Origin of the sequence: Vibrio sp. SCSIO 43097, assembly GCF_023650755.1 — a bacterium.
GTDB classification, from domain to species: domain Bacteria; phylum Pseudomonadota; class Gammaproteobacteria; order Enterobacterales; family Vibrionaceae; genus Vibrio; species Vibrio alginolyticus.
Window position 1 is genome coordinate 1,590,517 of record NZ_CP071841.1, and the last position, 26,263, is coordinate 1,616,779.

21 protein-coding genes are annotated in these 26,263 nt (G+C 44.4%); 17 read left to right on the plus strand and 4 right to left on the minus strand.

Annotation, left to right across the window (positions count from 1 at the left end):
• Positions 1-5 precede the first annotated feature (5 nt).
• The 3 genes from J4N40_RS23560 (at position 6) to J4N40_RS23570 (ending at position 3,067) form a co-directional block, all read left to right on the plus strand.
• On the plus strand, positions 6-701 hold the full coding sequence (locus J4N40_RS23560) for a spondin domain-containing protein (RefSeq protein ID WP_115386808.1): 696 nt from the start codon (positions 6-8) through the stop codon (positions 699-701).
• Between the two features lie 146 nt (positions 702-847).
• On the plus strand, positions 848-1,579 hold the full coding sequence (locus J4N40_RS23565) for a response regulator transcription factor (RefSeq protein WP_181881326.1): 732 nt from the start codon (positions 848-850) through the stop codon (positions 1,577-1,579).
• Between the two features lie 114 nt (positions 1,580-1,693).
• A complete protein-coding gene (locus J4N40_RS23570; protein WP_005383993.1) occupies positions 1,694-3,067 on the plus strand; it encodes a sensor histidine kinase in 1,374 nt (457 codons plus the stop codon).
• A gap of 27 nt (positions 3,068-3,094) precedes the next feature.
• Here J4N40_RS23570 and J4N40_RS23575 read toward each other — a convergent pair whose 3' ends face one another.
• Positions 3,095-3,610, minus strand: a complete 516-nt coding sequence (locus tag J4N40_RS23575; RefSeq protein WP_115386807.1) for a superoxide dismutase family protein — start codon at positions 3,608-3,610, stop codon at positions 3,095-3,097.
• A 541-nt stretch (positions 3,611-4,151) separates the two neighbouring features.
• On the opposite strand from J4N40_RS23575, the gene J4N40_RS23580 reads away from it, so the two are divergent.
• The 11 genes from J4N40_RS23580 to J4N40_RS23630 all read left to right on the plus strand — a co-directional run bounded on the left by J4N40_RS23580 (position 4,152) and on the right by J4N40_RS23630 (position 17,865).
• Positions 4,152-5,561 (plus strand): aminotransferase class V-fold PLP-dependent enzyme, encoded by a 1,410-nt coding sequence (locus tag J4N40_RS23580; RefSeq protein ID WP_005375092.1) that lies wholly within the window; start codon positions 4,152-4,154, stop codon positions 5,559-5,561.
• Between the two features lie 62 nt (positions 5,562-5,623).
• On the plus strand, positions 5,624-6,556 hold the full coding sequence (locus tag J4N40_RS23585; RefSeq protein ID WP_005375093.1) for a transporter substrate-binding domain-containing protein: 933 nt from the start codon (positions 5,624-5,626) through the stop codon (positions 6,554-6,556).
• Positions 6,553-8,883: a putative bifunctional diguanylate cyclase/phosphodiesterase gene (locus J4N40_RS23590; RefSeq protein WP_064354925.1), complete on the plus strand. Its 2,331-nt coding sequence runs from the start codon at positions 6,553-6,555 to the stop codon at positions 8,881-8,883. Before J4N40_RS23585 ends, J4N40_RS23590 begins: the two co-directional genes overlap by 4 nt.
• A 212-nt stretch (positions 8,884-9,095) precedes the next feature.
• Positions 9,096-10,289 carry a glycine C-acetyltransferase gene (locus J4N40_RS23595; protein WP_115386805.1) on the plus strand — a complete coding sequence of 398 codons (1,194 nt, stop codon included), beginning with the start codon at positions 9,096-9,098 and terminating at the stop codon, positions 10,287-10,289.
• Positions 10,290-10,333: 44 nt separating this feature from the next.
• Entirely contained in the window at positions 10,334-11,365 is a 1,032-nt protein-coding gene (gene tdh / locus J4N40_RS23600) for an L-threonine 3-dehydrogenase (RefSeq protein ID WP_005383983.1), read from the plus strand.
• A gap of 401 nt (positions 11,366-11,766) precedes the next feature.
• Positions 11,767-12,300: a Csu type fimbrial protein gene (locus J4N40_RS23605; RefSeq protein WP_017635494.1), complete on the plus strand. Its 534-nt coding sequence runs from the start codon at positions 11,767-11,769 to the stop codon at positions 12,298-12,300.
• 3 nt (positions 12,301-12,303) lie between these two features.
• On the plus strand, positions 12,304-12,837 hold the full coding sequence (locus tag J4N40_RS23610; protein ID WP_005375102.1) for a Csu type fimbrial protein: 534 nt from the start codon (positions 12,304-12,306) through the stop codon (positions 12,835-12,837).
• Positions 12,838-12,857: 20 nt separating this feature from the next.
• Positions 12,858-13,613, plus strand: a complete 756-nt coding sequence (locus J4N40_RS23615) for a fimbrial biogenesis chaperone (protein WP_064369625.1) — start codon at positions 12,858-12,860, stop codon at positions 13,611-13,613.
• The gene (locus J4N40_RS23620; RefSeq protein ID WP_372051726.1) at positions 13,613-16,039 is read left to right on the plus strand and encodes a fimbria/pilus outer membrane usher protein; all 2,427 of its coding nucleotides are present in this window, start codon (positions 13,613-13,615) and stop codon (positions 16,037-16,039) included. Before J4N40_RS23615 ends, J4N40_RS23620 begins: the two co-directional genes overlap by 1 nt.
• On the plus strand, positions 16,036-17,004 hold the full coding sequence (locus J4N40_RS23625) for a Csu type fimbrial protein (RefSeq protein ID WP_115386804.1): 969 nt from the start codon (positions 16,036-16,038) through the stop codon (positions 17,002-17,004). Before J4N40_RS23620 ends, J4N40_RS23625 begins: the two co-directional genes overlap by 4 nt.
• 141 nt (positions 17,005-17,145) lie before the next feature.
• Entirely contained in the window at positions 17,146-17,865 is a 720-nt protein-coding gene (locus J4N40_RS23630; protein ID WP_115386803.1) for a carbonic anhydrase, read from the plus strand.
• Between the two features lie 72 nt (positions 17,866-17,937).
• Here J4N40_RS23630 and J4N40_RS23635 read toward each other — a convergent pair whose 3' ends face one another.
• The gene (locus J4N40_RS23635) at positions 17,938-19,041 is read right to left on the minus strand and encodes a mechanosensitive ion channel family protein (RefSeq protein WP_005375107.1); all 1,104 of its coding nucleotides are present in this window, start codon (positions 19,039-19,041) and stop codon (positions 17,938-17,940) included.
• 301 nt (positions 19,042-19,342) lie between these two features.
• Between J4N40_RS23635 and J4N40_RS23640 the strand changes: the two genes are divergently transcribed.
• Positions 19,343-19,690: a helix-turn-helix domain-containing protein gene (locus J4N40_RS23640; RefSeq protein ID WP_005375109.1), complete on the plus strand. Its 348-nt coding sequence runs from the start codon at positions 19,343-19,345 to the stop codon at positions 19,688-19,690.
• 90 nt (positions 19,691-19,780) lie between these two features.
• Here J4N40_RS23640 and lldD read toward each other — a convergent pair whose 3' ends face one another.
• On the minus strand, positions 19,781-20,920 hold the full coding sequence (lldD, locus tag J4N40_RS23645; protein ID WP_115386802.1) for an FMN-dependent L-lactate dehydrogenase LldD: 1,140 nt from the start codon (positions 20,918-20,920) through the stop codon (positions 19,781-19,783).
• 315 nt (positions 20,921-21,235) lie between these two features.
• Positions 21,236-22,927 carry an L-lactate permease gene (locus tag J4N40_RS23650; protein ID WP_033906714.1) on the minus strand — a complete coding sequence of 564 codons (1,692 nt, stop codon included), beginning with the start codon at positions 22,925-22,927 and terminating at the stop codon, positions 21,236-21,238.
• A 162-nt stretch (positions 22,928-23,089) separates the two neighbouring features.
• Between J4N40_RS23650 and J4N40_RS23655 the strand changes: the two genes are divergently transcribed.
• On the plus strand, positions 23,090-23,989 hold the full coding sequence (locus J4N40_RS23655) for a LysR family transcriptional regulator (protein WP_005375112.1): 900 nt from the start codon (positions 23,090-23,092) through the stop codon (positions 23,987-23,989).
• 120 nt (positions 23,990-24,109) lie between these two features.
• Positions 24,110-26,143, plus strand: coding sequence for a prolyl oligopeptidase family serine peptidase (locus J4N40_RS23660; RefSeq protein ID WP_115386801.1), 2,034 nt, complete (start codon positions 24,110-24,112; stop codon positions 26,141-26,143).
• Positions 26,144-26,263 lie beyond the last annotated feature (120 nt).

The window sequence follows — 26,263 nt, forward strand, 5'->3', positions numbered from 1 at the left end:
GATGTATGAAATACAGAATCTTACTAGTAGCAGCTTCAGTCGGCTTGCTCGCCGGTTGTCCAAGCGATGATGATAACGATGTAGTGAAATCGTACCGCTACACCGTCAACGTTGCGAACTTGACTGCGAATCAACCTATGTCTCCGCTTGCGGTACTCACTCACAATGGTGACTACCAACTGTTTGAAATTGGCCAAGCTGCATCTGTTGAACTTGAGCATCTTGCCGAAGGCGGTAGTAACGCTGAGCTGATTGAGTTGATGAACAGCAATGACAGTGTTTACCAAGGTATTTCGGGTAATGGATTGGTGTTGCCGGGTGCATCGGACGAAGTCACCATCACGGTTGACCCTAGTCGTTACGGTTACTTGTCTGTGGCGTCTATGTTTGTGAATACCAATGATGCCTTTGTTGGCGAAACGGGGTTATCGCTCAAATCGCTCGCAGTAGGTGAAAGCTATGAAATGAGCATGAACGTTTGGGATTCCGGTACAGAGCTAAACGATGAGCTTGCCGCAACCATTCCGGGCCCAGCAGGTGGCGGTGAGGGTTTCAATGCCGCTCGTAATGACAGCAATGACGTTGTTGCTTTTCATGCGGGGGTAGTTAGCCAAGATGATGGATTAACAAACTCAGCACTTTCTGCGAACCATCGTTTCTTGAACCCAGGTGCGAAAGTCACCATCACTCGAGTCGAGTAACACAGGCTCCGATGACGTCTCCTTTCCAAAGCGCTTGTAGCCGAGCGCTTTATCCCTCATGGCGTCATCGGAACCTTTTTTGAAAGAATTTCTAATTTGTTCCGGTCATGTGCAAAGTGAGGATACTCGAAGGCAAGGAAAGGACCATGGAACAACAGGCAATCAATTTAGTCGCGAACATCTTGTTGGTGGAAGATGACGATGATTTGGCAGAACTGGTTCAGATGCATCTCAAGTTTCAAGGACACCAAGTGTCGCGAGCCACAAATGTCGCCGATGCTAAAGCGCAATATCAGCAACAACCCTTTGATTTATTGATCCTTGACCGAGGTTTGCCAGATGGTGATGGTCTAGACATCTGCCATTATTTGCGTCAGCAACAAGATTGGAGCCCAGTGCTCATGCTGACAGCCAGAGACGGTGAAATGGACAAGGTTGACGGTTTAGAAGCGGGCGTTGATGACTACATCACTAAGCCATTTAGCGTATTAGAATTCCAAGCACGAGTGCGAAACGTGCTACGCAGAGTCAGCCAAACCGCAGAAGTCAAAGTAGCAGATGAAGTCCTAGACGATGCGATGGATTTTGGTCCGCTGAGAATCATCCCGGAGTTGCACCAAGTATCCTTAAACGACAAAGACGTCACTCTTACCGCGACAGAGTTTACTTTGCTGCAGTTTCTCGCGACTCGTCCGGGCAGAGTCTACAGTAAAGATGAACTGCTCGATCACGTTTGGAACACCAGTCATTCTGGTTATCACCATACGGTGTGTAGCACCATTAACCGTTTACGCAGCAAATTGTCGTTGTCTGATTCTGATCATCACTTCATTCAAACCGTGTGGGGTGTTGGATATAAGTTTCAGCCAAGACACTAATGCAAGAAAGTAAGTCAAAACATCAAGCCAACAGTAAGTCGGCAGTTGTTTTCACCGTCATTTTTTAATCATCACGGGTGTTTCAAAAACACCGCTGTTTAAGGAGGCGATAGGATGAGCTTCAAATCTCGCTTGGTAGTATTTACTAGCTTGTGGTTCTGCCTCGCGGCGGTGGTGATTGCACTGACTTACAATTGGCAAAAAGAAACCATTGAGTTACGCACTAAGCAAAGCCTGCATAAAGAGCTAGCTAGCCATATGCGTGACGATAATCCGCTAATGATCGGCACGGATTACAACCCTAAAGCACTCAAGTCGATCTTTCACACGCTCATGCTGATCGGCCCTGATTTTGAAATCTACTTCCTCGATAGCCAAGGCAATATCACCACCCATGCAGCACCAGAAGGGGCGGAGATCATGGGTAAGGTGGATCTCAATCCCATTAAGCAATTCTTAAATGACCAACCCTTTCCTATTTTGGGTGAAGACCCACGTAATCGTGGTGAGCACAAAGTCTTTTCTGTTGCGGCGATAGAGGAATTAGGCTCTACGGTCGGTTATCTCTACGTGGTGATTGGCAGTACCCGACATGACGCCATTGCCAATGCTCAAGTCGATACTCCTTATATCGCGCTGGCAGGATTGGTCTTAGTATCCATTTTAGGTTTTGCTCTTGGGGCTTATGTGCTGGTCAAACGTAGTCTGTTGAACCCGATTGAGCGTGTGACCAAACAACTTCAACAGCAAGCTGAACATGATTTCCGCCTGCAACCTGATTTTACTCACCAAGTGCCGGAGCTCGTACCGATTGCGCACTCTTATCAGATGATGGCGAAGCATATTCAGCAGCAATTTTTACAGTTGGAGTATCAATCGTCTCATCGTCGTCAAAGCTTGTTGCAGCTTAGTCATGATTTAAAAACGCCGTTATCGAGCGTGCTGGGCTATTTGGAAACCTGGCGTTTGCAACATCCGGAATCCGATCCTTTGATTGACGTCGCTTTCCGAAATTGTGAGAAGCTCTCAACTCAACTGCATTCTTTATTAGACGCCGCGCGCAAAGAAGCACCAATGCCAAACTACGAGTACCGCCCCGTGGATTTGGGAGCGTTGATGGCAGAATGTGCTGAAACGATGCAGAGCCAGTTTTCTCGTAAAGAAGTGGTGTTGAAAGTGGATATCGATAGTGAAATCCAAACCGTGGGTGATAAAGGACTCTTAGAGCGGTTGGTATTGAACCTGCTTGAAAATGCATTGCGCCACAGCCCAATCGGCTCAGAAGTGCATTGCCAAGCGCATTTGAGTGAGGATAAGTCGCGTATCCACTTTACCTTCGTCAATCACATTGAGGAAGAAGCGGAGGGCGGTTCTTTGGGGATCGGGACGAAGATTGTCCAATCGATCTTAATGCTTCACCACAGCTACCTTGAGACCAATGCGACATCCTCTCAGTATCAACAGAAGTTCACACTTCTCGCAATCTAAAGAGAAGTGTGAGACATAAGTTAATGTTTATTCAATAACACCACATACGACGCGAGCGCCGCCACCACCTAGCTTACTTGGGTGATCGGAGTGATTGTCACCACCAGCATGGATCATTAACGCTCGACCTTTTAAATCCGATAATTTTAGGCGAGGCGCGACAACGGGCTGATTGGCATTGCCGTCCATGTCCACATAGAGTGGAGGCAAGTCGCCTAAATGATTGTCATCGGTCCAAGGATAGCCATGCTTCCCTGTGTTGTTAGGATCATAATGGCCACCTGCTGCGCCGCCTAATACGGTTTTGTCATCCTTTTCTATGCTATCGCAAGATGGATTAGTGTGAACATGGAAACCGTGCACACCTGCTGACAAACCTGATAATTGAGGCGTAAAAACAACGCCAAAATCACTTTGTGAAATCTCAATGGTACCCGCACTCTCATTGGTGTTGAGAGCAGTCATTTCTACCGTTTTTGCTAGCACGTTAGGTGCGGCGACAAGAGCGGATGCAACTGAAATGCATAGCAATCCTTTTAACATGGGACCTCCTTCTTTTAGGGTGTACGCTCAAGCACATATTAGTGAAAACCTGTTTTACTTATGTATGTTGAGCGGTGAGTTTATGTCATAGAGTGATGTGTATCACTTTATGGTCTTAAACTGATATCTCGATCCGAAATCAGCTTTCTTTTATTTAGTCTTAACATGTTGAGATCGTTAAGATATAAAAAGAATAGACGCCAATCTTAAAATAGCCTGAATATTTTTAAATTAACGCAAAGTTAAATTTTTAATGACTTTATAACAAAGCTCATAATTGTTTTATAAAGAATTTGGTGGAATTGTCCGCAATAAAGAATAATCAAATTAACGAATATATTAATGTGAACATTGTTGTTTATAGATTTGTGGTCAAACTGTTGCTTATATCATCAAATAAGATAAAAAATTGGAACTAAAGTCACTTAATGGCAGAGGAAAAAATTAAACTCTGATTGTAATGGGTAATAATGTTTTAGTAACAGATAGTTACGCACTTAAAATTAATAATATGGCTAATTTCCGACAAGGATTGAAAAAGATGAAAGACAAGGAATCTATTCAGACTAATAGCAGCCGCCGTAATTTTCTGAAAGGCGCAACAGGAGCTGTTGTTGCTGGTGTGAGTGCTTCCGCTTTCTCAGGCGTAGCTCAAGCACGAGAACAGAAAATTGATTGGAGCAGCCGCGGGCTAGGTAGAAAACACGATAAGCGCTTCTGGCGTAAAGTGCGAAGACAGTTCGTTTTGGACAAACGAACCACTTACATGAACATTGGTACAACAGGTTCAATGCCAAAACATGTTCTTGAAGATTACGAGCATAACAACAAGCTGGTGGCTAAATACCCTTGGGATATGAAAGGCAAATTTGGCTCTTGGCCTTATGTTTCAGAGATGGTTAAAGACGTCGCGCCAGGTTTTGGTGCTAACCCAGAAGAGATCATTCTCAGCCGCAACACTACTGATGGCTTATGCTCGATCATTAATGGCTTACACTTTGAACCAGGTGATGTGATTCTAACGACACACCATGAACATATTGCTGCAACATCACCTATGAACGTAGCGAAACATCGTTTTGGTGTGGATGTGGTAGAAATTCAACTACCAGTATTTACTGGTACCGAAAACGTTTCTGAGCAAGATTACATTCAAGCGTTCCGAGACGCGCTTGATGCGAATCAAAACGTTCGCCTAATTGTTTTCTCTCATATCACATACAAAACAGGAACCGCGCTACCAGCAAAAGCCATTTGTGCTTTAGCAAAAGAGTATGGTGTACCTACTCTTGTTGATGGCGCGCATACGGTCGGTATGTTTGACCTTGATTTCCACGATATGGATTGTGATTTCTATGCAGGATCTGGTCATAAGTGGCAGTGTGGTCCGGGCGCGACAGGTATTCTGTATGTTCGTGATAACGGTAACCGTTTGAATGAGTATTGGAGTGACCGAGAGAACCCGTTATGGTTGATCAACTCCTCACTTTCTCATGCTGATTACCTAGGTAAACAGCTGCAAATGCAATACATTGGTAACGATAACTATCCTGCGAAACAAGCACTAGTTGATAGTTGCAAAATGTGGGATGAGATTGGTCGAGACCGTATCGAAGAGCGAGTTGTAAGCCTTGGTAGTTTATGTAAAACCTTGCTTCAAGAGTACTTGCCACAAGCCAAAATGTATTCACCAAACGTGGAAGGCTTAACCAGTGGCTTAACGACGGTTAACCCGTTCTCCGATGTAACTAATGAAGAGATACTGACGGAATTCCGAGATCGTTTACGTGAAGAGTATGGTTACATCATCCGTACGACTAGCTTTAAGCTGCATAAGGATGATGACTTTGATACTTACGCGCTGCGTATCTCTACGCATTTGTTCCATGACGAACAAGATGTGGAAGGGCTCGTAGTGGCGATGACGAATTTGTATTACTCGTCGTTCTAACATCGTTGTTTATCACTCAAGCGCCCATTATTGGGCGCTTTGTGAAAGGTAAGGATATTATTATGTCAGTCATAACATTCAAAAGAACTTTAGCGACGGTGGCGCTCATGGTTACCTCTGTTGCGTCGTCTGCCGCTTGGTCAGACGATTTACAACAAATCCGTGAACGCGGTGTACTGCGTCACATTGGTGTCCCGTACGCTAACTTTGTCTCCTATATTGAACAAGGTGAAGTGGAAACTTTGACTGGCTTGGATGTAGAGATAATAAAAGGTTTTGCCAAGTCGTTAGGTGTTCAGTACCAGTATGTTCCAGCACAGTGGAGCGACGTGGTTGGTAAGTTGACAGGGCAAAATGTGCAATATCACAACAAGCAGGCTGTTGTCGGAGAAAGTGTTCCAATTGAAGGCGATTTGATCGCAAATGGCGTTACTATTCTTGATTGGCGTTCTGAGGTTGTCGATTTTTCACAAGATTATTTTCCTTCAGGTGTATGGTTGGTTTCCAGATCCGACTCTAGTCTGAGCCCGATTAAACCAAGTGGGTCAGTCGATGAAGATGTTAAAAACGTCAAGCAGCTGATCGATGGTCGCGAAGTGTTAGCTTTAGAACATTCTTGCTTGGATCCTAACCTTTATGACTTATATGACACAGGTGCAAAAGTTATATTACCTGATGGGGCGCGTCTCCTTAATGAGATGGTTCCAGCGATAATGAAAAATGATGCGGAAAGCACATTATTAGATGTTGCGGATACGCTAATTGCCCTCGAAAAATGGCCGGGTGAAATAAAAGTCATTGGCCCTATATCTGAAAATCAAAAAATGGCTGTTGCATTCCGTAAAAATTCCCCTGAATTACGCAAAGCATTTGATCGTTATTTAGACTCGATAAAAAAAGACGGTTCATACGAAAAACTAGTAAAAAAATACTATCCATCTATTTACTACTTTTATAACGATTACTTTATAGAAGATAAAAAGAAAGTCCGATGAATAAGGCCGTTAAAAAATTTTCCAGTAAAAGATTTATTACAATAAGCGCAATATTAGTTTCAATTTACTTAGCTATGCTTATTACTGTGACTAGCGTAGGTCAAAATAAGTTAAAAGAATCTCAATACAGAGAACTAGATTTAAAAGTAAAAAGTTATGCAAGCACACTCGATAATTTATTTACCATAGCGAGTGAAGATGTTGATAATCTAGCTACAGATAAAACAATACAAACATTCTTTGGTAATTTAGCTTCTGGCATGTCAATGGAGTATGGGTTAGGTGCAAGTTTAATTAATTTAAAGCGTCGCTTCGATGAGAAGATAGACAGTAAGCTAATTAATAGCAGCCAAATCTATAAGAAGCTCACGCTGGTAGGCAGTGATGGAGTCACCATTGTCACCACTGGATCTGAAAACCTTGCCGAGCACAAAATGGACATACAAACCTTAATGACTCAACACGGGCATCCCGAAGAGGTTTGTGCGACGCGATACAATGATGACGTTCGCATTCAAGTCATTAAGCAAGTTAAGTTCTCCGGAAAGCCTGTTGCCTTTTTAATTGCCGATCTTAATAAGAATATTGTTATTGACCAACTTACTAACCAAGAACATGAAGATAGTTATAGCCGAATGGTGCTAAAAATAAAAGACGTGGAAATGGTTGTATGGGATACCATAAATAAAACACCTTCTCACAATAAGGATGAGAACTATTTCGTTTCTGAGGCTATAGACGGAAAAATTTACTTTGAAGTGCCTGTGGATAAACATCACTTCAAATTGATGGCGTGGTTCGAGCCTTTGAGTGAACGAGATATATTTACATCACGGCTCTTTATTATTGGTTTGAGTATTCTCGCCGTTATGATCGTCATTGCTTTATGTTATGCATTCATCACGAACAATAATAGGATTGAATTGAAAATTAAGCTTGAGGAAGAAAAAAAGCGTAAAGATATTCTTTCTAAACAGAATAAAAAATTAACGAACGAAATTGAACGTCGAAAAGCGTCTGAAAAAGAACTCGCCTTCCAAGCTAAATATGACACATTAACCAATTTACCTAATCGTAGTTATGGTTCCGAGCGATTGGCTTTGGAGTTAATTAGGGCATCGCGTAGTGGGTCTAAAGTTTTGGTGATGTTCATCGACTTAGACCACTTTAAGCAGATTAACGATTCAATGGGACACTTTGTTGGGGATGAAATCCTTAAACTCAGTGCTCAGCGACTGTATCAAGTCGCAAGAAAAACAGACTTATTGGCGAGAATTGGTGGGGATGAGTTTTTACTCGTCATCCCTGATTTGCCTGATAATGATACTGCAAAGCGAGTTGCTTCAAGTGTACTTTCGGCGTTTAACGATCCGTTTGTTTGGAACAACCATGAATTCTTCTTGAGTAGTAGCGTCGGAATGTCTGTGTTCCCGGATGACGGAGACAACGCTGAGCAGCTTCTTGCATGTGCAGATATGGCAATGTATCGGGCGAAACAAGATGGGCGTGATGGCTTTTGTTTTTATAACCATAATATGAACCAAGATTTGCAACGCTATTTGGATCTGGAAAATCGTCTGAGAAGTGCGATCTCCAATCAGTTGTTAGAACTGTATTATCAGCCAATTATTGAGCTGAGTAGTGGTAAAATCGTAGGGGCAGAAGCGCTAATGCGTTGGAATGATGACAAGTACGGATTCGTAAACCCTGAAGAGTTTATCTCTATTGCAGAGAAAAATGGTTTAATTCATCAAATTGGTGAGTTTGCTATTCAACAAGCGTGTCGACAAGCGGCACAATGGCAAAGTCTGACTCCGTTGTTTGTTTCTGTAAACTTTTCTAGTGTTCAATTTAGGTATTGCGAGCGCTTACTTACGTTTATTAAACACAGCCTTGAGGAGTCTGGTCTTCCGTCAGATAAGTTCGATATTGAAGTGACAGAAAGTCTCCTCTTCAATCACGATTCTGAGCTATTAGACATGCTTAATAACTTACGAGCGTTAGGCACCAAACTTACTATTGATGATTTTGGTACTGGTTATTCTGCGCTGAGTTACTTGCAGAAGTTTCCGTTCGACCGCTTAAAGATTGATCGTAGCTTTATGCAAAATATGTTCGAGAACGACTCAGACCGCGAGCTTGTGAACGTAATCATAGCAATGGCGAAAGCGCTGGATCTTAAGATCGTCGCAGAAGGCATCGAAGAACAGCGTCATGTGGATTACCTGAAAAACCTAAACTGTGAGTTCGGACAAGGTTTCCACTATAGCCGACCATTACCTGCTAAGGACTTTGAAGCACTTTTGGCTAAGCCTACCTGGCTATAATTCCTTTTATAACAACCTCATAGAAAAGCATTAATTGAATTTATGCCTAGGATTCATTAATGCTTTTCCACCTTAAGGTATAATCCTTCCTCCTTCCTTGAATTACACTACAATTAATTGATGAGTGATAGCCCGTGACGCCCGTCACATAAAGGCTAAGCCTAATTCTAAACGAGTAAATACTCGCCAAAATAACTAGGAAGGAATTTCAAATGTCTTCTGCATTCTACCAACAGATTCAGCAGCAAATCGAAGAAGTAAAGGCGGAAGGCCTTTACAAATCAGAGCGTGTCATTACGTCTCAACAGCAAGCGGCTGTTAAAATCTCTACTGGTGAAGAAGTACTAAACTTCTGTGCGAACAACTACCTTGGTCTTGCTAACCACCCGGCACTTATCGAAGCGGGTAAAGCAGGCATGGACGAGCACGGCTTTGGTATGGCTTCAGTACGTTTTATCTGTGGTACGCAAGACATCCACAAAGAGCTTGAGCAGAAGCTTTCTAAGTTCCTAGGTAAAGAAGATACGATTCTTTACACATCATGTTTCGACGCAAACGCGGGCCTATTTGAAACTATTCTAGGCAAAGAAGACGCAATCATCTCTGACGCTTTAAACCACGCGTCAATCATCGATGGTGTTCGTCTATGTAAAGCGATGCGTTTCCGCTACTCAAACAACAACATGGAAGAGCTAGAGCAACAACTGATCGCTGCGAAAGAAGCAGGTGCTCGCCACATTCTTATCGTAACGGACGGTGTGTTCTCAATGGACGGCGTAGTAGCAAACCTTCCGGTTATCTGTGACCTAGCAGAGAAGTACGGCGCATTGACTATGGTTGATGACTCTCACGCTGTTGGCTTCATGGGCAAAACAGGTGCAGGTACGCACGAGCACCACAACGTGGTTGACCGTATCGACATCATCACTGGTACGCTAGGCAAAGCAATGGGCGGCGCTTCAGGCGGTTACACATCTGGTAAAGCGGAAGTGATTGACTGGCTACGTCAGCGTTCTCGTCCATACCTATTCTCTAACTCTGTTGCACCAGCAATCGTAAGCGCTTCTATCCGCGTTCTAGATCTACTAGAAGAGAGCGGTGACCTACGTGATCGTCTATGGGAAAACGCAGCACACTTCCGTACTCGTATGGAGGACGCTGGTTTCACAATGGGTGGTGCTGACCACGCAATCATCCCAATCATGCTTGGCGACGCAAAAGTAGCAGCAGAATTTGCAGAGCGTGCGCTGGAGAAAGGCATCTACGTAATCGGCTTCTCATTCCCTGTAGTACCAAAAGGTCAAGCACGTATCCGTACTCAAATGTCTGCGGCGCACTCTCGCGAGCAACTAGACCGTGCAATCGACGCGTTCATCCAAGTTGGTAAGGACATGGGTCTTATTTAAGATTCTAGGCCTTAGACAATAGGGCCTTTAATTAAGGTTACATTATGAAAATTAAAGCATTATCAAAGCTAAAGCCTGAAGAAGGCATCTGGATGACTGAGGTTGATAAACCTGAAGTCGGCCATAACGATATTCTGATCAAAATTAAGAAAACCGCTATCTGTGGTACAGACGTACACATCTATAACTGGGACGAATGGTCACAAAAAACCATTCCAGTGCCTATGGTTGTCGGTCACGAATACGTGGGTGAAGTGGTTGCGATTGGTCAGGAAGTCCGTGGCTTTGAAATCGGTGACCGCGTATCTGGCGAAGGTCACATCACGTGTGGTCATTGTCGTAACTGTCGTGGCGGCCGTACTCACCTATGTCGTAACACGATTGGTGTGGGCGTTAACCGCGAAGGTGCATTCGCAGAATACCTAGTGATCCCAGCGTTCAACGCGTTCAAGATCCCTGAAGGCATCTCTGACGATCTAGCGTCTATCTTTGACCCGTTTGGTAACGCAGTACACACCGCGCTTTCTTTCGACCTAGTAGGCGAAGACGTGCTTATCACAGGTGCTGGCCCAATCGGTATCATGGCAGCTGCAGTAGCAAAACACGTTGGTGCTCGCCACGTAGTGATCACAGACGTGAACGAATACCGTCTAGAACTTGCTCGTAAGATGGGCGTAACACGCGCAGTAAACGTTGCAGAAGAGAAGCTAGAAGACGTAATGGCTGAGCTAGGCATGACAGAAGGCTTCGATGTAGGTCTAGAAATGTCTGGTAACCCAGCAGCATTCAACTCAATGCTAACCACAATGAACCACGGTGGTCGTATTGCACTACTAGGTATTCCACCATCAGACATGGGTATCGACTGGAACCAAGTTATCTTCAAAGGCTTGGTGATCAAAGGTATCTACGGCCGTGAAATGTTCGAAACTTGGTACAAGATGGCTTCACTGATCCAATCTGGTCTGGATCTATCGCCAATCATCACGCACCACTACAAGATTGACGATTTCCAAGAAGGCTTCGACGTAATGCGCAGCGGTATGTCAGGCAAAGTTATTCTTGATTGGGAATAACTTATTCAAGTAAGAAATGCGCTCCTTTTTGGGGCGCATTTTTGTTTCATGAAGATTTTTGTTTCGGGAAGAAATGGTCGCCAATCTTTTCTAAACTTCTCGTATCGTTCTGCTACTTTTTTTAGATTTTTTCCACTCAACTTCACCCTACCTTCTAACTCATTGTCGATTCTGTATTTGGAATAAGATAATAACCATTTGTTTTTAGTGGTTATTTTTTAGCATTACATGCTTAAAAATCGTCATTTTTAAGTTTAATGTTTTTATTTTCCGTTCGTCTTTATCCTTATCCTGCTTCTTTTTATTGTTTTACATTTTATATGCATTTGGTTTGTCATAATTGAGCTATAACTAATAAAAAGGTTACCGATATACAGTGGAATGTAAAAATGGAGCTTTATATGAAAAGATTTTATCTGATGATGCCTCTGCTCTTAACCTCATTTAGTTGGCAAGCGAATGGAGCGTCAGTGAGCGGTACGATTGATGTTTCAATTAACCTTGTACAAGGTTGTGTGATTAATGGAAATAATGCGGTAGATGCAGCTTCTGGCGTTGGCTTTGGCTCACTTGCCTTTGGAGACGTGCCTGCAATCTTCAGTGAACAAGATGGTGTGGTAAATGGTGGTAGTGCGACGGGTATTGAAGTGCTTTGTAGTAACGGTGTGACACCGACGTTTACATTGGGCACCGGATTGTATGATGCAAGTGCGACCGTTGGTACCTACGCGATGTCAAATGGCGCGCAATTTATTGATTATACGTTGTTTACCGACTCAGACCGAAGCACACAAATTATACAAGGTGGGACGGTAGCTCTGTCTGAATTTACTAGTGCAACATCGCAAACTATTGAGCTTTTTGCGAAAGCTTACGGTACGAGCAGCATTGCCGGCACATACTCCGATACCATCAGTGTGACGCTAAGCTGGTAAAACGTGACGCTGGTTGTTAGGGGCTTTTCACTTGTCGCGATGAGTTTGTGCTCTTTAACTGTGCTGGCTGATGCGACACAAACTTTTCAGGTGTCTGCCACCGTAGATACAGGTTGTTTGATTAACGGCGCAGTACAAGAAGAAAGCGCAACCCAAGCCGGGCAAATAGGCACGTTAGATTTTGGTGAGCATTCTTCAGTTTACGCGACGGAAGTACAAGGCAGCATCACTTACAGTTCATCACTCACATTAAGCTGTACTCCGGGTATTACGATGAATGTTTCCGTAAATGGCGGGATGAATGCATCGGATGGTGTACGTAAGCTAAAGCACAGTGAAGAAGCGACAACGGTAGATTACTTTTTGTTCCAGGATCTAAATTACACGCAGGTGCTTGATATTGACACGCAATATTCCGTCGATACTGACCAAGACCCAGATAATATTCAGTTTCCTATCTGGGCAAAGGCGACAATAAATGGGAATGAAATGGCTGGAATTTATATGGATACGCTTACGCTGACATTAGAGTGGTAAGTGAACTTTGGAGGGGTGAAATGGAATTCATACTCAAAAAACTATTATTAATAGCCTTCCTTTTTGTTTTTTTCTCAAATGCCAACGCTAACTCATTATTAATTTGGCCAATTTACCCCAAAATATCAGAGGAGAGTAATGCAACATCACTTTGGATGGTAAATAAAGGCAGTGTTGATTCTTATTTACAGGTGAGAATTTTTAAGTGGGAACAAAACGAAGGAGAAGATAGTTATTCAAGTCAAAGCCAGTTAATTGCAACCCCTCCGTTTGTCAAAATTGAACCAGGTGAAAAGCAGTTAATCCGCATCATCAACCAAGATGAGGCCTCTGCAGGTAAGGAGTATGCATACCGAGTGATCATAGATGAATTACCGCCAACTCAAAACCCTCAAACAGAATTGACGGAAAATGAACTCGCTGTAAAAGTCCGAATGCGTTACTCGATACCTTTGTTTATTTACGGGAAAGGGCTGACTGATACTCAAAAACCAAACCGTGACAGTGAATTATGGGGTGATTTACAGGCACAGTTTATTAAGAAAAATAATCAGCGTTTTGTTCACATTAAAAATTCAGGAAAACACCATGTTCGCTTAGTGAATTTACAATTGAACCTACCAAATAAAGATCCTGTCGTTATTTCCGATGGACTAGCTGGCTATATTCTTCCTGAACAGTATAAGGTTTGGTCTATTCCCCATAGTAATGTCAGACCCTTGAGTTTGAGCGCGAATATTGGAGGTAAACGTTACCAAATACCATTGAAGCAATAATGAATAGATTTAATACAATGAATGCTTTCTTTTGGTTGGTATTACTTAGCGTAACGTGGAGCAGTATTGGTCTTTGTGCAAATTCAGCAAACCACTTCTCTGAGCTACCGAGTCCTGAAAATTTCTCATTAGAAAAGTTTGAGAATATTAGCCTCAATCTGGAGTTGGTGATCAATCAAAGAGCAACCGGGCTTGTTGCGAAAGTTGAGCGAGTTGGCGATCAGTTCTTTTTGCTCCGGGAGGACCTCATTTCAGTTGGGGTTACCGCCAAGTCGTTGCCTGGAACCGAAGAGAGACTTGAGGTTACGTCTATCCCAGGTGTTAACGTGCGTTACTTGCAATCGTCATTGCAACTCGCAATTGACGTACCGCCTAATTGGTTACCGATGCAGAATTTATCAGCGCAGGATATGGGGCGATTTTCCCCGGCTCAGTTTGGGCGTGGTGGCCTGCTTAACTACAACGTATTTGGTGTGTACGAGAACGAAAGCCGACAAAAGGAGGTTTCTATCAATCATGAAGTCAGAGCCTTTTCTGAGTTTGGCGTTTTTTCTACTACCGGGATATTTAAATCTAACTTTCATCGCGATGTTCAGTCCCAGCAAAGCAGCCAGTACACTCGTTTTGATACGAGTTACGAGTACGTCAATCAAGAGAAGCGAATTCGTATAGAGGTAGGGGACTATATTGTTCGCCCTTTATCTTGGAGCCAACCAGTAAGACTGGCGGGTATTCAGTTGTCGCATGATTTCTCTATGCGTCCGGATGTCGTGACGACGCCGTTACCTGCATTTTACGGTGAGGTCACAGCGCCCACTACGTTAGATTTGTTTATCAATGGCTTTAAAACTGACTCAATGAATGTTGGGCCCGGTCCTTTCATTATTAACGATATTCCAATGCTCTCTGGTGCTGGGGAAGCAACGGTAATTGCAACGGATGCTCAAGGTAAGCAAACGGTCATGACCAGCCCATTTTTTCTCTCTTCCGATCTACTCAAGACCGGATTTACATCTTACAGTGCGAGTATTGGTGCGATCAGAGAAAATTTCGGTAATGCATCTAACGACTATGGAGACGGTGGCGTGGTTACCGCTCTGCGTCATGGCATGACTGATTGGTTAACATTAGAAGCTCAAGCCGAAGCAAAAGATGACCTGATCGTTGCGGGGCTGGGCTTTGTCACCAATGCTGTCAATTTAGGTACGGTGGATGCCTCGTTTCGTGTGAGTAATTTTCAGGATCAATCTACCTCATATGCGCTAGGTTATAGTTATCAGTCTCGGCGGTTTAGCTTCGCTGCTCGAACTCAAGTAGAACAAGCCGACTTTTATACCTTATCTCATTTACCAAATTACGAAATGCTCGATGACGGCAAGGACGCTTCACTCGCGTCGCGCCATCTATCACAAATCAATATGGGAGTCCGTTTGGGAGATTGGGGCTCACTTTCTGGTGGGTACTTTGATATTCAACAATCCGACTCAGATTCACGTACCCTAAATCTTACTTATAGCTACGCTCTGCCTTTTAATATCAATATGTCCCTGTCTTACAACCATAGTATTGGTGGTCAGAGTGTTACGTTGGCGCAATTCTCTCTACCTTTCAGTTCTTTGGGGGGAAGTTCGGGGCTAACGCTGAAAAGAGAGGATGATGGCGATGTGCGAGGGCGAGTGGGTTACAGCCGCCTTGCGCCAATACGAGGTGGATGGGGCGTCAATTTAGCGCATGATATTAACGAACACCCAGAAAACCGTAAACAGGCTGATTTGACCTACCGTGCGTCATGGGCGCAGTTCAGAGCGGGGTTAAATGGCACCAGTGGCGACTATGATTATTTTGCGGAAATGGCAGGTTCGGTCTCTACGTTGGATGGAGAAATATTCCCAGCGAATGAAGTGTATGACAGCTTCGCTGTGGTGAGCACCAGTGGTTTTGAAGGTATTCCGGTTAAATATGAAAATCAAATTGTCGGAGTGACAGATGATGAAGGTTACTTACTTGTTCCTTGGGCTACGGCGTATTACACCGCCAAATATGAAATCGATCCACTTAATTTACCTGCCAATGCTGCGTTTTCTGCAACAGAGCAGTTTGCTTCGATACATTCGGGCTACGGCTACCTGTTAGAGTTCCCAATAGAGCTACAAATTGCACTGAGCATGACGGTGGTAGACGAAAATCATTTGTTCCTTCCGATTGGTACATATGGCCGCTCAGAAACGGGCTTAACAAGCCAAATTGGTTGGGATGGTTTTACGTACTTTGAAGGCGTTGACCCAGGCCGCTATATTCAGTTTTATCCTCAAGGACAGTCGCCATGTAAAGTGTTTATTGAGGGGTTGTATCAGCGTGACAGTCAAAAAATACAAACATTGCCTGAGCAGGTTTGTATCAAAGCCGAAGAAGAGACCGCACTATGATTTTGCGCAGCTGGTTTGCTAGCCTACTTCTCTTTTTCTCGTGCTCGACAATGGCTTGTCAGCTCACGGCGGCAGCACCTTTAATCTTGTTTGGCAATGTTTCTTCGTTTACTGTTTCAAGCTCTCAGCAGCAAAGCTCAGCTCAGCCTCATGCGGGGATTACGTGTGACTTTTCTACACTTGTGTCTTTGTTAAGTGGCGACTACGTATCAGCAACGTTTAACAGTATAAATAATGGTTTGCTATTAAATGAGGATGATCCGAGTTCGGAGCTCAGCTATCAGATTTTTGGCGATCCAGGGCTTTCACAAGAGTATGTATTCGGCCAAACTTACAATTTTTTTGAAATCGGGTTACTCGATTTACTCGGGTTGTTTGGCACTCAAGCCGAGTTTCCGCTCTATGCTCGGACGGGAGTGGGTAGTAATCTTTCCGCTGGGACTTATAAAGACCAAATCACCGTATCCTGGATTTGGGATTACTGTAAGGGTATCGGGGTTCTAGGGGTATGCATTGGCCGCGCCAATGGCAGCGCTCAAAGCGTGATTACGGTTGAGTTGCAAGTGACCCCTGATTGTATGATCACAGCGCCAGATATTGATTTTGGTTCGTCCCCATTAGTGGCCGGTTTTGAACCAGTCAGTCAGGTTATATCGTTAACTTGTACCAAGAATAGTTCCTTCTCCATTGGCTTGAATGACGGCCTAAATGCGTCCGGCGGTCAGCGGCGAATGATTTCTAGTGGTCACTATTTGGAGTATGAAATCTATAAGTCATCAACGATGGAGCGCTGGGGAGGCACCAGTTCTGAACGTCGTGAACACGGTGACGTCGATACTGGCGGCTCCATTCCGGATGGTATCACTCCACAGAATTATAATTATCGCGCGCAGATACTAACCAGCCAAACGACCCCTCCTGCAGGTACTTACACCGATTCAATAATCGTTGACGTTCAATTTTGAGCATCATGTCAATTACATCATTAGAGGCTTCTATTCCAAAAATCTTTTGTAATCATAGTTTTCACTCTGTCACTGCTTAATTTTGTGAGATTAGTATGGCTTTATTCTCACGGAATTTAACTTTCAGAAATAAGGAAAATGATGAAGAAGTCACTAACAACACTAGGTTTGGCACTGGTATTTACAGGAACAGCTTATGCAGCAAGCTGGGGCTACGAGGGAAACCATGGGCCAGCTCATTGGGGTGAGTTTGCATCTGAGTGCGCAAAAGGTCAAAACCAGAGCCCAATCAACATTGAATCGGCGACCGAAGCGAAGCTAGAAAAATTGAATTTCGACTACGAAGGTAAGGCAATCACACTGCTGAACAACGGTCACACTTTACAGACTGGTTTAGAAGGTAAAAACACACTCACCATTGATGGTAAAGAGTTTACGTTGAAACAGTTCCACTTCCATACGCCATCTGAAAACCATGTGGACGGTAAAGAATACCCTCTAGAAGCACACTTTGTGCATGCCGACAAAGTAGGTCATCTAGCTGTTGTCGCGGTGTTCTTTAAACTGGGTGACGCGAACCCAGATCTAGCTAAGATGCTAGCTAACATTCCAACTAAAGATCAAGATGTTACCATCAAGGTTCCATTTGATGCTGATGCCCTTATCCCAAGTGATAAAGACTACTACCGCTTTAACGGCTCACTAACGACACCGCCATGCTCTGAAGGTGTACGTTGGTTCGTGATGAAAGAAGCACAAACTATTTCTCCTGAGCAGATAAAATCTTTTTCGGAAGTAATGGGGAAAAACAATCGCCCAATCCAACCGCTGAATGCACGTATAGTGTTAACGCAACAATAACCACTTCATGCGAAGAAAAATAAAAAGCCCGCTTAAACACAGCGGGCTTGATTATTTGGGTATTGGTGAGAACTAGAAGCCGTGATCTTCTTGCTCTTCCGCTTTTACCATTTGTATAGGATCAAGCTTAAGCGTCTGAGTAGGGAACGCGATATCTGCATCGTGTTCTTTAATGATGTTGATTACCTTAAGCAGTATGTCCTGCTTAACCTCATGGTATCTCACCCAATTCACGGTTTTAGTAAAGGTATAGATAAAGAAGTGCAATGATGATGGACCGAATGTATCGAAGTTGACGATAAGTGTTTGGCGTGCATCAATGTCTTTGTGATTTTTCAGCATTTCTTTTACCGCGGTGATAATTTGCGGCATTTTTTCAGCATCGTCGTAACGAAGTCCAATTTTTTCGTAGATACGTCGGTTCAGCATGCGAGATGGGTTTTCTACGACAATGCTGCTAAACACTGAGTTTGGCACATACAGTGGACGCTTATCGAAAGTTCGGATAATGGTCATACGCCAGCCAATGCGTTCTACCGTCCCCTCTATTTGTCGGTCTGGAGAACGGATCCAATCGCCAACTTTAAATGGACGATCGAAGTAGATCATAAGACCTCCAAAAAAGTTAGACAGCAAATCCTTCGCCGCTAAACCGACGATCAAACCACCAACACCACCGAAGGTAAGTAGGCCCGATAGTGACAGACCAAATGCCTGCATTACGGTTAGAATTCCGACGGTAATAAAGAACAGGCGCGCGACCTTAGCTATCGCTTGTACTGTTGTTTCATCTCGGTTCTTTTGTTCGAGAACATGCTCTTCAACATTGGTAATGAGCCGCATAACGGTCCATACGAAGATGCTGATGATTAAAATCAGTTTCAGCGTACTTAACCAGTTTATTTTATCGTTGAGCTCGCTCTCTAATATGATGCCGATAGAGACGGTTGCTGGCCAACACCAAATGAGTGTACTGACTGGCGCTTTTAGCGCATCAAGCAACATGTCATCCCAGTGGAAGGGCGTTTTCTCTACGAGCGCAGCGAGGCGAGAGCGGATCAGTCGCCAAGCTATCCAAGCTATAAAGCTAGCGAGCGTAATGAAAAGGACGCTCCCACTCCAATTTTGATGAGACGTTTCAATGTAGCTTTGTAATTCGGTAAACCACTGTGGCATATGTAACTTATTTCTAGTGAACCATGGAAGGAAAGGTAGCAGATATTACTCCTTCACCCCAGTGATTTCCTTTAAATCATTTACTTATGTCTAAACCGTCCGAGATGGACTTTTCCTTCCGATGACAAGAGAGTCACCTCAATGTTCTGTTGAGCGACCGCCTCATGCATGTTCAGAGGTACGCTACCAATGATTGAGGGTTGATATTTGGACGATCAATTATAACTTCTCTGACTTATCGCTAACATTTATCTTAAGTAAGTGTGAGAGTGTATTGGCTCTTGAATTAGCGGAGGCAGATATGGAATTTACAGAGCTGGATCGAAACGCGCTCTACGACATCTGGATGTCACAAAAAGCCAAAATGCACATCACTCAAATGGAAATGGCGAAGCGCCTTGGTTTGAGTCTACACGAGTTTTCTGGCTTGTTACGTGGTAATTCTCCACTGACGCTAGGTTTTGTAAAACAGCTATGCGAGCAGCTACATGTACGTCCTGGTCAGGTGATTCCGTCTTTGACGGAGCGTGACCTATCTGCATCTGGTACCGTTTATTTACAAAATCGTGTGACGGTGGATGGCGATATCAGTAACGTGTTTATCGACGGAAACCAAGTCGTGATCGAGTACGTCCACCAAGTTAGCTAGCTTGCTCGTCAAATTATCGGGTTGAAGAGCAATAAAAAACGAGCCACTGTTGGCTCGTTTTTTCGTTTCTGTTTTGCTCGCTTGCAAAGATTATGGGATTTTCACTAGCGAATCGCGTGAAAGATCCGCGATAGACTTAGCGCCAGTCAGCGTCATTGCTACACGCATTTCTTTATCGTACAGATCCAGTAGGTTTTCAACGCCTGCTCCGCCTTGTGCTGCCAATGCGTACACAAATGAACGGCCAAGAAGCGTACAGTCTGCACCAAGTGCGAGCATACGAACGACATCAAGACCAGTACGAATACCAGAGTCTACGAAGATCTTAAGATCACCTTTTACCGTATCCGCAATGCTTGGCAGTGCTTTAGCACTTGAAAGTACGCCATCTAACTGACGGCCACCATGGTTAGATACCACAATGCCATCTGCGCCGAAACGTACCGCATCTTTCGCGTCTTCTTCATCTAGAATGCCTTTGATAACCATTGGGCCATCCCAAAAATCACGAATCCACTCAAGATCTTTCCAGGAGATAGAAGGGTCGAAGTTTGCGCCTAACCAGCCGATGTAATCTTCTAGCTTTGTTGGTTCGCCACGATAAGTTGAGATGTTACCTAAGTCGTGCGGTTTACCAAGTAGACCCACATCCAGCGCCCAGCTTGGGTGGCGCATCGCCTGGAATACACGACGCATGGCCGCGTTAGGGCCACTCATACCTGAGTGCATGTCACGGTAACGTGCGCCAGGAACTGGCATATCAACGGTAAACACCAGCGTTGTTACGCCTGCTGCTTTTGCACGCTCAAGTACGTTTTTCATAAAGCCACGGTCTTTAAGCACGTAAAGCTGGAACCACATTGGACGTTCAATTGCAGGTGCGACTTCTTCAATCGGACAAACCGAAACAGTCGACATAGTAAATGGGATGCCTTTTTTCTCGGCTGCTTTTGCTGCTTGCACCTCGCCTCGGCGCGCGTACATACCAGTTAGACCAACAGGAGCTAGCGCGATTGGCATTGCCAGTTTCTCACCGAAGATCTCGGTTTCGAGGCTCAAATCTGTCATATCGCGTAGGACGCGTTGGCGAAGAGCGACATCACCTAAATCGTCAGTATTACGCTTCAGCGTGCGTTCGTCGTAAGAGCCGCCATCAATATAATGGAATAGAAACGGGGGAAGCTTGGCTTTCGCGGCAGCGCGGTAGTCAGTAGAAGCTGAGATAATCATAATGGTGTCCTAGCGGTTATTCTAAGCAAAGTTGTGGAGCAATTTGCTCTTTCGTTGAGCCTTCATCGCAAAGCAGTGAAGACATCAAAATGAGTATAGTTACCTATGGTTCACTTACGTTTGAATCGGTGATGTTGGTAACCCATTTACATAATTGGTTGAAAAATTTTATTAAATCACTCAATCAGTTATGCAAACTGGAAAGGGTGACACAGCTGTCGGGGGAATTGATGTAGCAAGCTAAATCAACATGTCGGGGTAGTAGTGCAGACAGCTGTGTCAAATTAGGCAGGGCTGTAAACCCTGCATTTCGCGTTACTTCATTAAGACATCTGTCATTTGGAAGCCATAAATCAGCACCAATCCAATAATGCCTGTCATTACAATGTAGTAGAACGTAGGGATAATCGTTTTACGCAATGTTGCGCCTTCTCGACCAAGCAAACCTACCGTGGCTGATGCGGCAACAACGTTGTGAATCGCAATCATGTTACCTGCGGCAGCACCGACGGCTTGGAGTGATACAACAATCACACTCGAAATAGACAACGTTTGTGCCACTTCGAATTGGAACTGGCTGAACATCATATTTGATACCGTGTTTGAGCCAGCGATGAACGCACCCAGTGCACCAACGGTGGCACTCAGCGCTGGGAACGCAGAACCAACAAGGTCAGAGGCGAAGTTTGCGGTTGTGACGGGCATACTTGCTAGGTCAGCACCGTTGATGCCTGAGTTGATAAAGATACGAACCATCGGAATGGTAAATACCAAGACAAAACCGGCCCCAATCAGTGTTTTGCTTGACTCGCCAAATGCTTCACGCAATGGCTTTACGCTGCCGCTTTGTAACATTGCAGCAAGTAGTGCGACAAACACCAGAATGCCACCAGGAAGGTATAACGGCTGAATCGCAGCGCTAACGCCAGTCTCACCAAGAATGTTGCTGAACGACAAACTTACGCTTTGTACAAAGCCTTTCAGTTCTGGGCTTACGCGGCTTGCGACGAGAATAACTGCCAGCATTACATATGGAACCCAAGCTTTTACGATGCTCATTGGCTTGCCCGGATTGTCGTTTAGATCGACTTTTAGCGAACCTAACCACTCTGCAGGCCATTTGTCTTCGCTTTCGAAATCCCACTTAGTCTTTGGTACTAAGAAGCCTTTTTTCGCTGCGGTAACAACGATAGACAGACCAACCAAACCACCGATAAGTGAAGGGAACTCTGCACCTAAGAAAACACCGGTTAACGCGTATGGAACGGTGAAAGAGATACCAGCGAATAACGCAAATGGTAGAATATCCAGACCTTCACTCCAGCTTCTGTTCTTGCCGAAGAAACGTGTTAACATCATCGCCATTAATACTGGGATCATCGTACCTACGACTGCGTGAATGACAGCAACGTGCGCTGTGATATCTTGCAGGTACATTTCCCACGTTGCACCTTGTGCGGCCAACGACTCACTGATGTTATGGGTGTCTAAACCTTTGTTTACACCTACGATGATAGGCGTGCCTACCGCGCCGAATGAAACAGGCGTTGACTGAATCATCATGCCCATAAGGACAGCGGCTAGCGCAGGAAAGCCGATTGCAACCAGTAGTGGTGCAGCGATTGCTGCCGGGGTACCGAACCCAGATGCGCCTTCAATGAACGAGCCAAAGCACCAAGCAATGATGATGGCTTGTACACGGCGGTCAGCCGAAATATCGGTAAATCCATTACGGATTGTGGTGATCGCTCCAGTGTGTTTTAAAGTGTTGAGCAAGAAGATGGCACCAAACACGATCCATAGAACAGAGACAGTAATGCCCAGTCCTTGGAATACGGAGGCCAGTACGCGATTGGCTGACATATCCCAAAACATTAGTGCGATAGCGACGGTTAGACCGAACGCAACAGGCATGGCTTTTTTAGCAGGCCAGTTGAGACCAACCAATAAGATGGCGGCAACAACAATTGGCGAAAATGCCACTAGGGCAAGTAGGGTTTCACTCATTTGTACATCCTTCGTACGCTGACTTCTCGAACGGTGTCAATCCGCTGTAGAGGTGACTTTTTGTTGTAATGGTTTTGTTAATTTGGCGTGAATTTACTCCTTTATTTTTTGTTGATATAGGGAAATAATGAAAATAATTAATTCCAAAAGTGACATAATGGTATGAGAGCAGACGACTTAATCCTATTTTCTCAAGTAATCGAACTTGGCAGCTTTAGTAAGGTTGCAGAGGCAAATAACCTTACAAATTCGGTAGTTAGCAAAAGAATGGCGAGGTTGGAGGAAGAAATAGGGGCTCAGCTATTATATCGAACAACGCGCAAATTAACCTTGACCGAGGCAGGTAAGGTGTTACTCCACAGTGCTAAAAATGTGAAGCAGGCCACTCAGGAGGCTATGGATGCTGTTGCAGGCTTTGGAGAGAATGTGAGCGGTCATATAAAAATGTCCGTGCCGTGTATCTCTGGAGATTTGATACTTGCTGATGCTGTTGCCGAATTTTGTAACCTTCATCCGGGTCTGACCGTGGACATGTCATTGGATAATCGCTTTGTCGATTTAGTGGCTGATGGTTACGATTTAGTCATTCGAACTGGCTACTTAGCCGACTCTAGTTTGATCGCACGACATATTCTCGATTCCCAATGGGTGGTATGCGCGTCACCTTCTTATATTGCGAAAAATGGGAAACCGATCGAGCCGATTGATCTCACCACGCACAATTGTCTGCAATACGCTTACCAAACCACAGGTGCAACGGATTGGGAGTTTAAAGGAGAAGATGGCAATTACATCGTCAAAGTATCGGGCTGCTTTTCTACTGATAACGCGACCGCATTACGTAAAGCCGCTCTGGGCGGCCATGGTATTGCTTACGTCCCGCGCTGTTTGGTGTATCACGATATTCGTAATGGTCAACTGGTGGATATTTTTCCTGAATTAGTAGGTAAAAAGTTGGGTATCTACGCGGTGTATCCGTTTACTCGTCAACCACCGAACAAAGTGAAGCTGCTTATTGAGCACATTCGTGACCGATACTTAACGATATCTCATTATTTCTAGGTTCTTCATAGATTTAAAACAATGTCGTTGAAATCAAAATAGGGTGCTCTAAGGTAATCACCGCAATAAAACGATTGAAGATAAACAACTTAATAAAAACAACGGAGTAACACGGACGTTATGCATTACCCAAAAACACGTAAAGATTCTGTCGTGGACACTTATTTTGGTCACGACATTACCGACCCTTATCGCTGGTTAGAAGATGATCGCAGTGAAGAAACCGCTCAATGGGTTTCGGGTCAAAATTCGGTCACCTTCGATTTCCTTGGTCAGATACCGTACCGCCAACAAATCCGTGACTTAGTGGCGAAGAGTCAAAACTACGAAAAATATTCCCAGCCATTTGTTCGTGGTGACTACACCTACTTCTACAAAAACGACGGTTTGCAAAACCAAAGCGTATTGTATCGACGTAAAGGCGAGGGAGAAGCCGAGGTTTTCCTTGATCCAAATACTTTCTCCGAAGAGGGCACGACCTCTCTTGGCGAAGTCAGCTTCTCTAAAGACTACCGTTTGGTCGCGTATTCCATCTCGGAAGGGGGCAGTGATTGGCGTAAGATCTTTGTCATTGATACGGAAACCAAAGAACAGCTAGAGCCTGAGATTGTTGATGCGAAGTTTACGTCGATTTCTTGGCTGGGCAGCAAAGGCTTCTATTACTCAAGCTACGATAAGCCGCAAGGCAGCGAGTTGTCTGCTCGAACTGAGCATCACAAGCTTTATTATCATGAACTTGGTACACCTCAATCTGAAGATAAAGTGATTTTCGGTGAGTTGGATACGCAAGTTCATCGTTATGTGTCTGGTACGACGACGACAGATGATCGCTTCCTCATTATCTCTGGCGCAGAATCTACATCGGGTAATCGTCTGTTTTATATTGATTTACAGTCTGAGTTACAGGCAATTGTGACGCTGCGCGAGACAACGCAAGGCGACACCTACTTAATTGATAGCCAAGACGCAACCTTGCTGCTTTACACCAACCTAGACGCGCCGAATGGCAAAGTTGTCAGCTACAACACTCAGACAGAACAATGGGCTGACGTGATTGCTGAACAAGAACAGCCGTTAGAAATCAGCAAAGGTGGCGGTTATCTGTTTGCGACTTATATGGTAGATGTGCTTTCTAAAGTGCAGCAGTTTAACTACCAAGGTGAGTGGATTCGAGATGTACAATTGCCGGGAGAAGGCACGGCTTATGGTCTGGCGGGTAAAAAAGAAGAAACCACACTTTATTACACATTCACTAACTACGTGACGCCTCCGACGATTTTCTCATTTGATGTCGAATCTGGTGAATCGACACTGTTTCAGGAATCAAAGGCACCGTTCGATCGTAATGAGTATGAATCAAAACAGGTGTTTTACACCTCAAAAGACGGCACGCAAGTTCCGATGATCATCTCATACAAGAAGGGCATTGCACTTGATGGTAGAGCACCAACCATGTTGTATGGTTACGGCGGTTTTAACATCAGCCTTACTCCAATGTTTTCTGGCAATGTAGCCAACTGGCTAGAGTTGGGGGGTATATACGCTGTCGCCAACATGCGAGGCGGCGGTGAATACGGTAAAGCCTGGCACAACGCAGGCACTCAGCAGCAAAAGCAAAACGTGTTTGATGACTTTATTGCGGCGGCGGAATACCTGATTGAAAACGACTACACTAGCTCGGATCGCCTAGCGATTCGCGGTGGTTCTAATGGTGGTTTGTTAGTTGGAGCGTGTATGACGCAACGCCCTGAACTATTCAAAGTCGCGCTGCCTGCGGTTGGCGTGCTTGATATGCTGCGTTATCACACGTTTACTTCTGGAGAAGGCTGGAAGTATGACTATGGCACGTCGGAGCAAAGTGAAGCGATGTTCCAATACTTGCTTGGTTACTCTCCTGTTCACAATGTAAAAGAAGGCGTGCAATATCCTGCTACCTTGGTGACAACTGCTGATCACGACGACCGAGTTGTGCCAGCACATTCGTACAAATTTATTGCGGAGCTGCAAGACAAACAGCAAGGCGCTAATCCAGTATTGATACGCATTGATGTTAATGCCGGTCATGGTGCAGGAATGCCGCTGAGTAAGCAAATTGACCTCACCACAGACGTGTATGCATTTACGTTACATAATATGGGTATTGAGTCGATTTAATGCCCTAGTTGTTAGAAACTTCTGAGAATAAAAAAATGCCGCGACAGTGTCGCGGCATTTTTCATGGTTGGGGGAACTCAATTCATACTGTTTGCCAGTATTTGAGCCAGGTTGACTAAG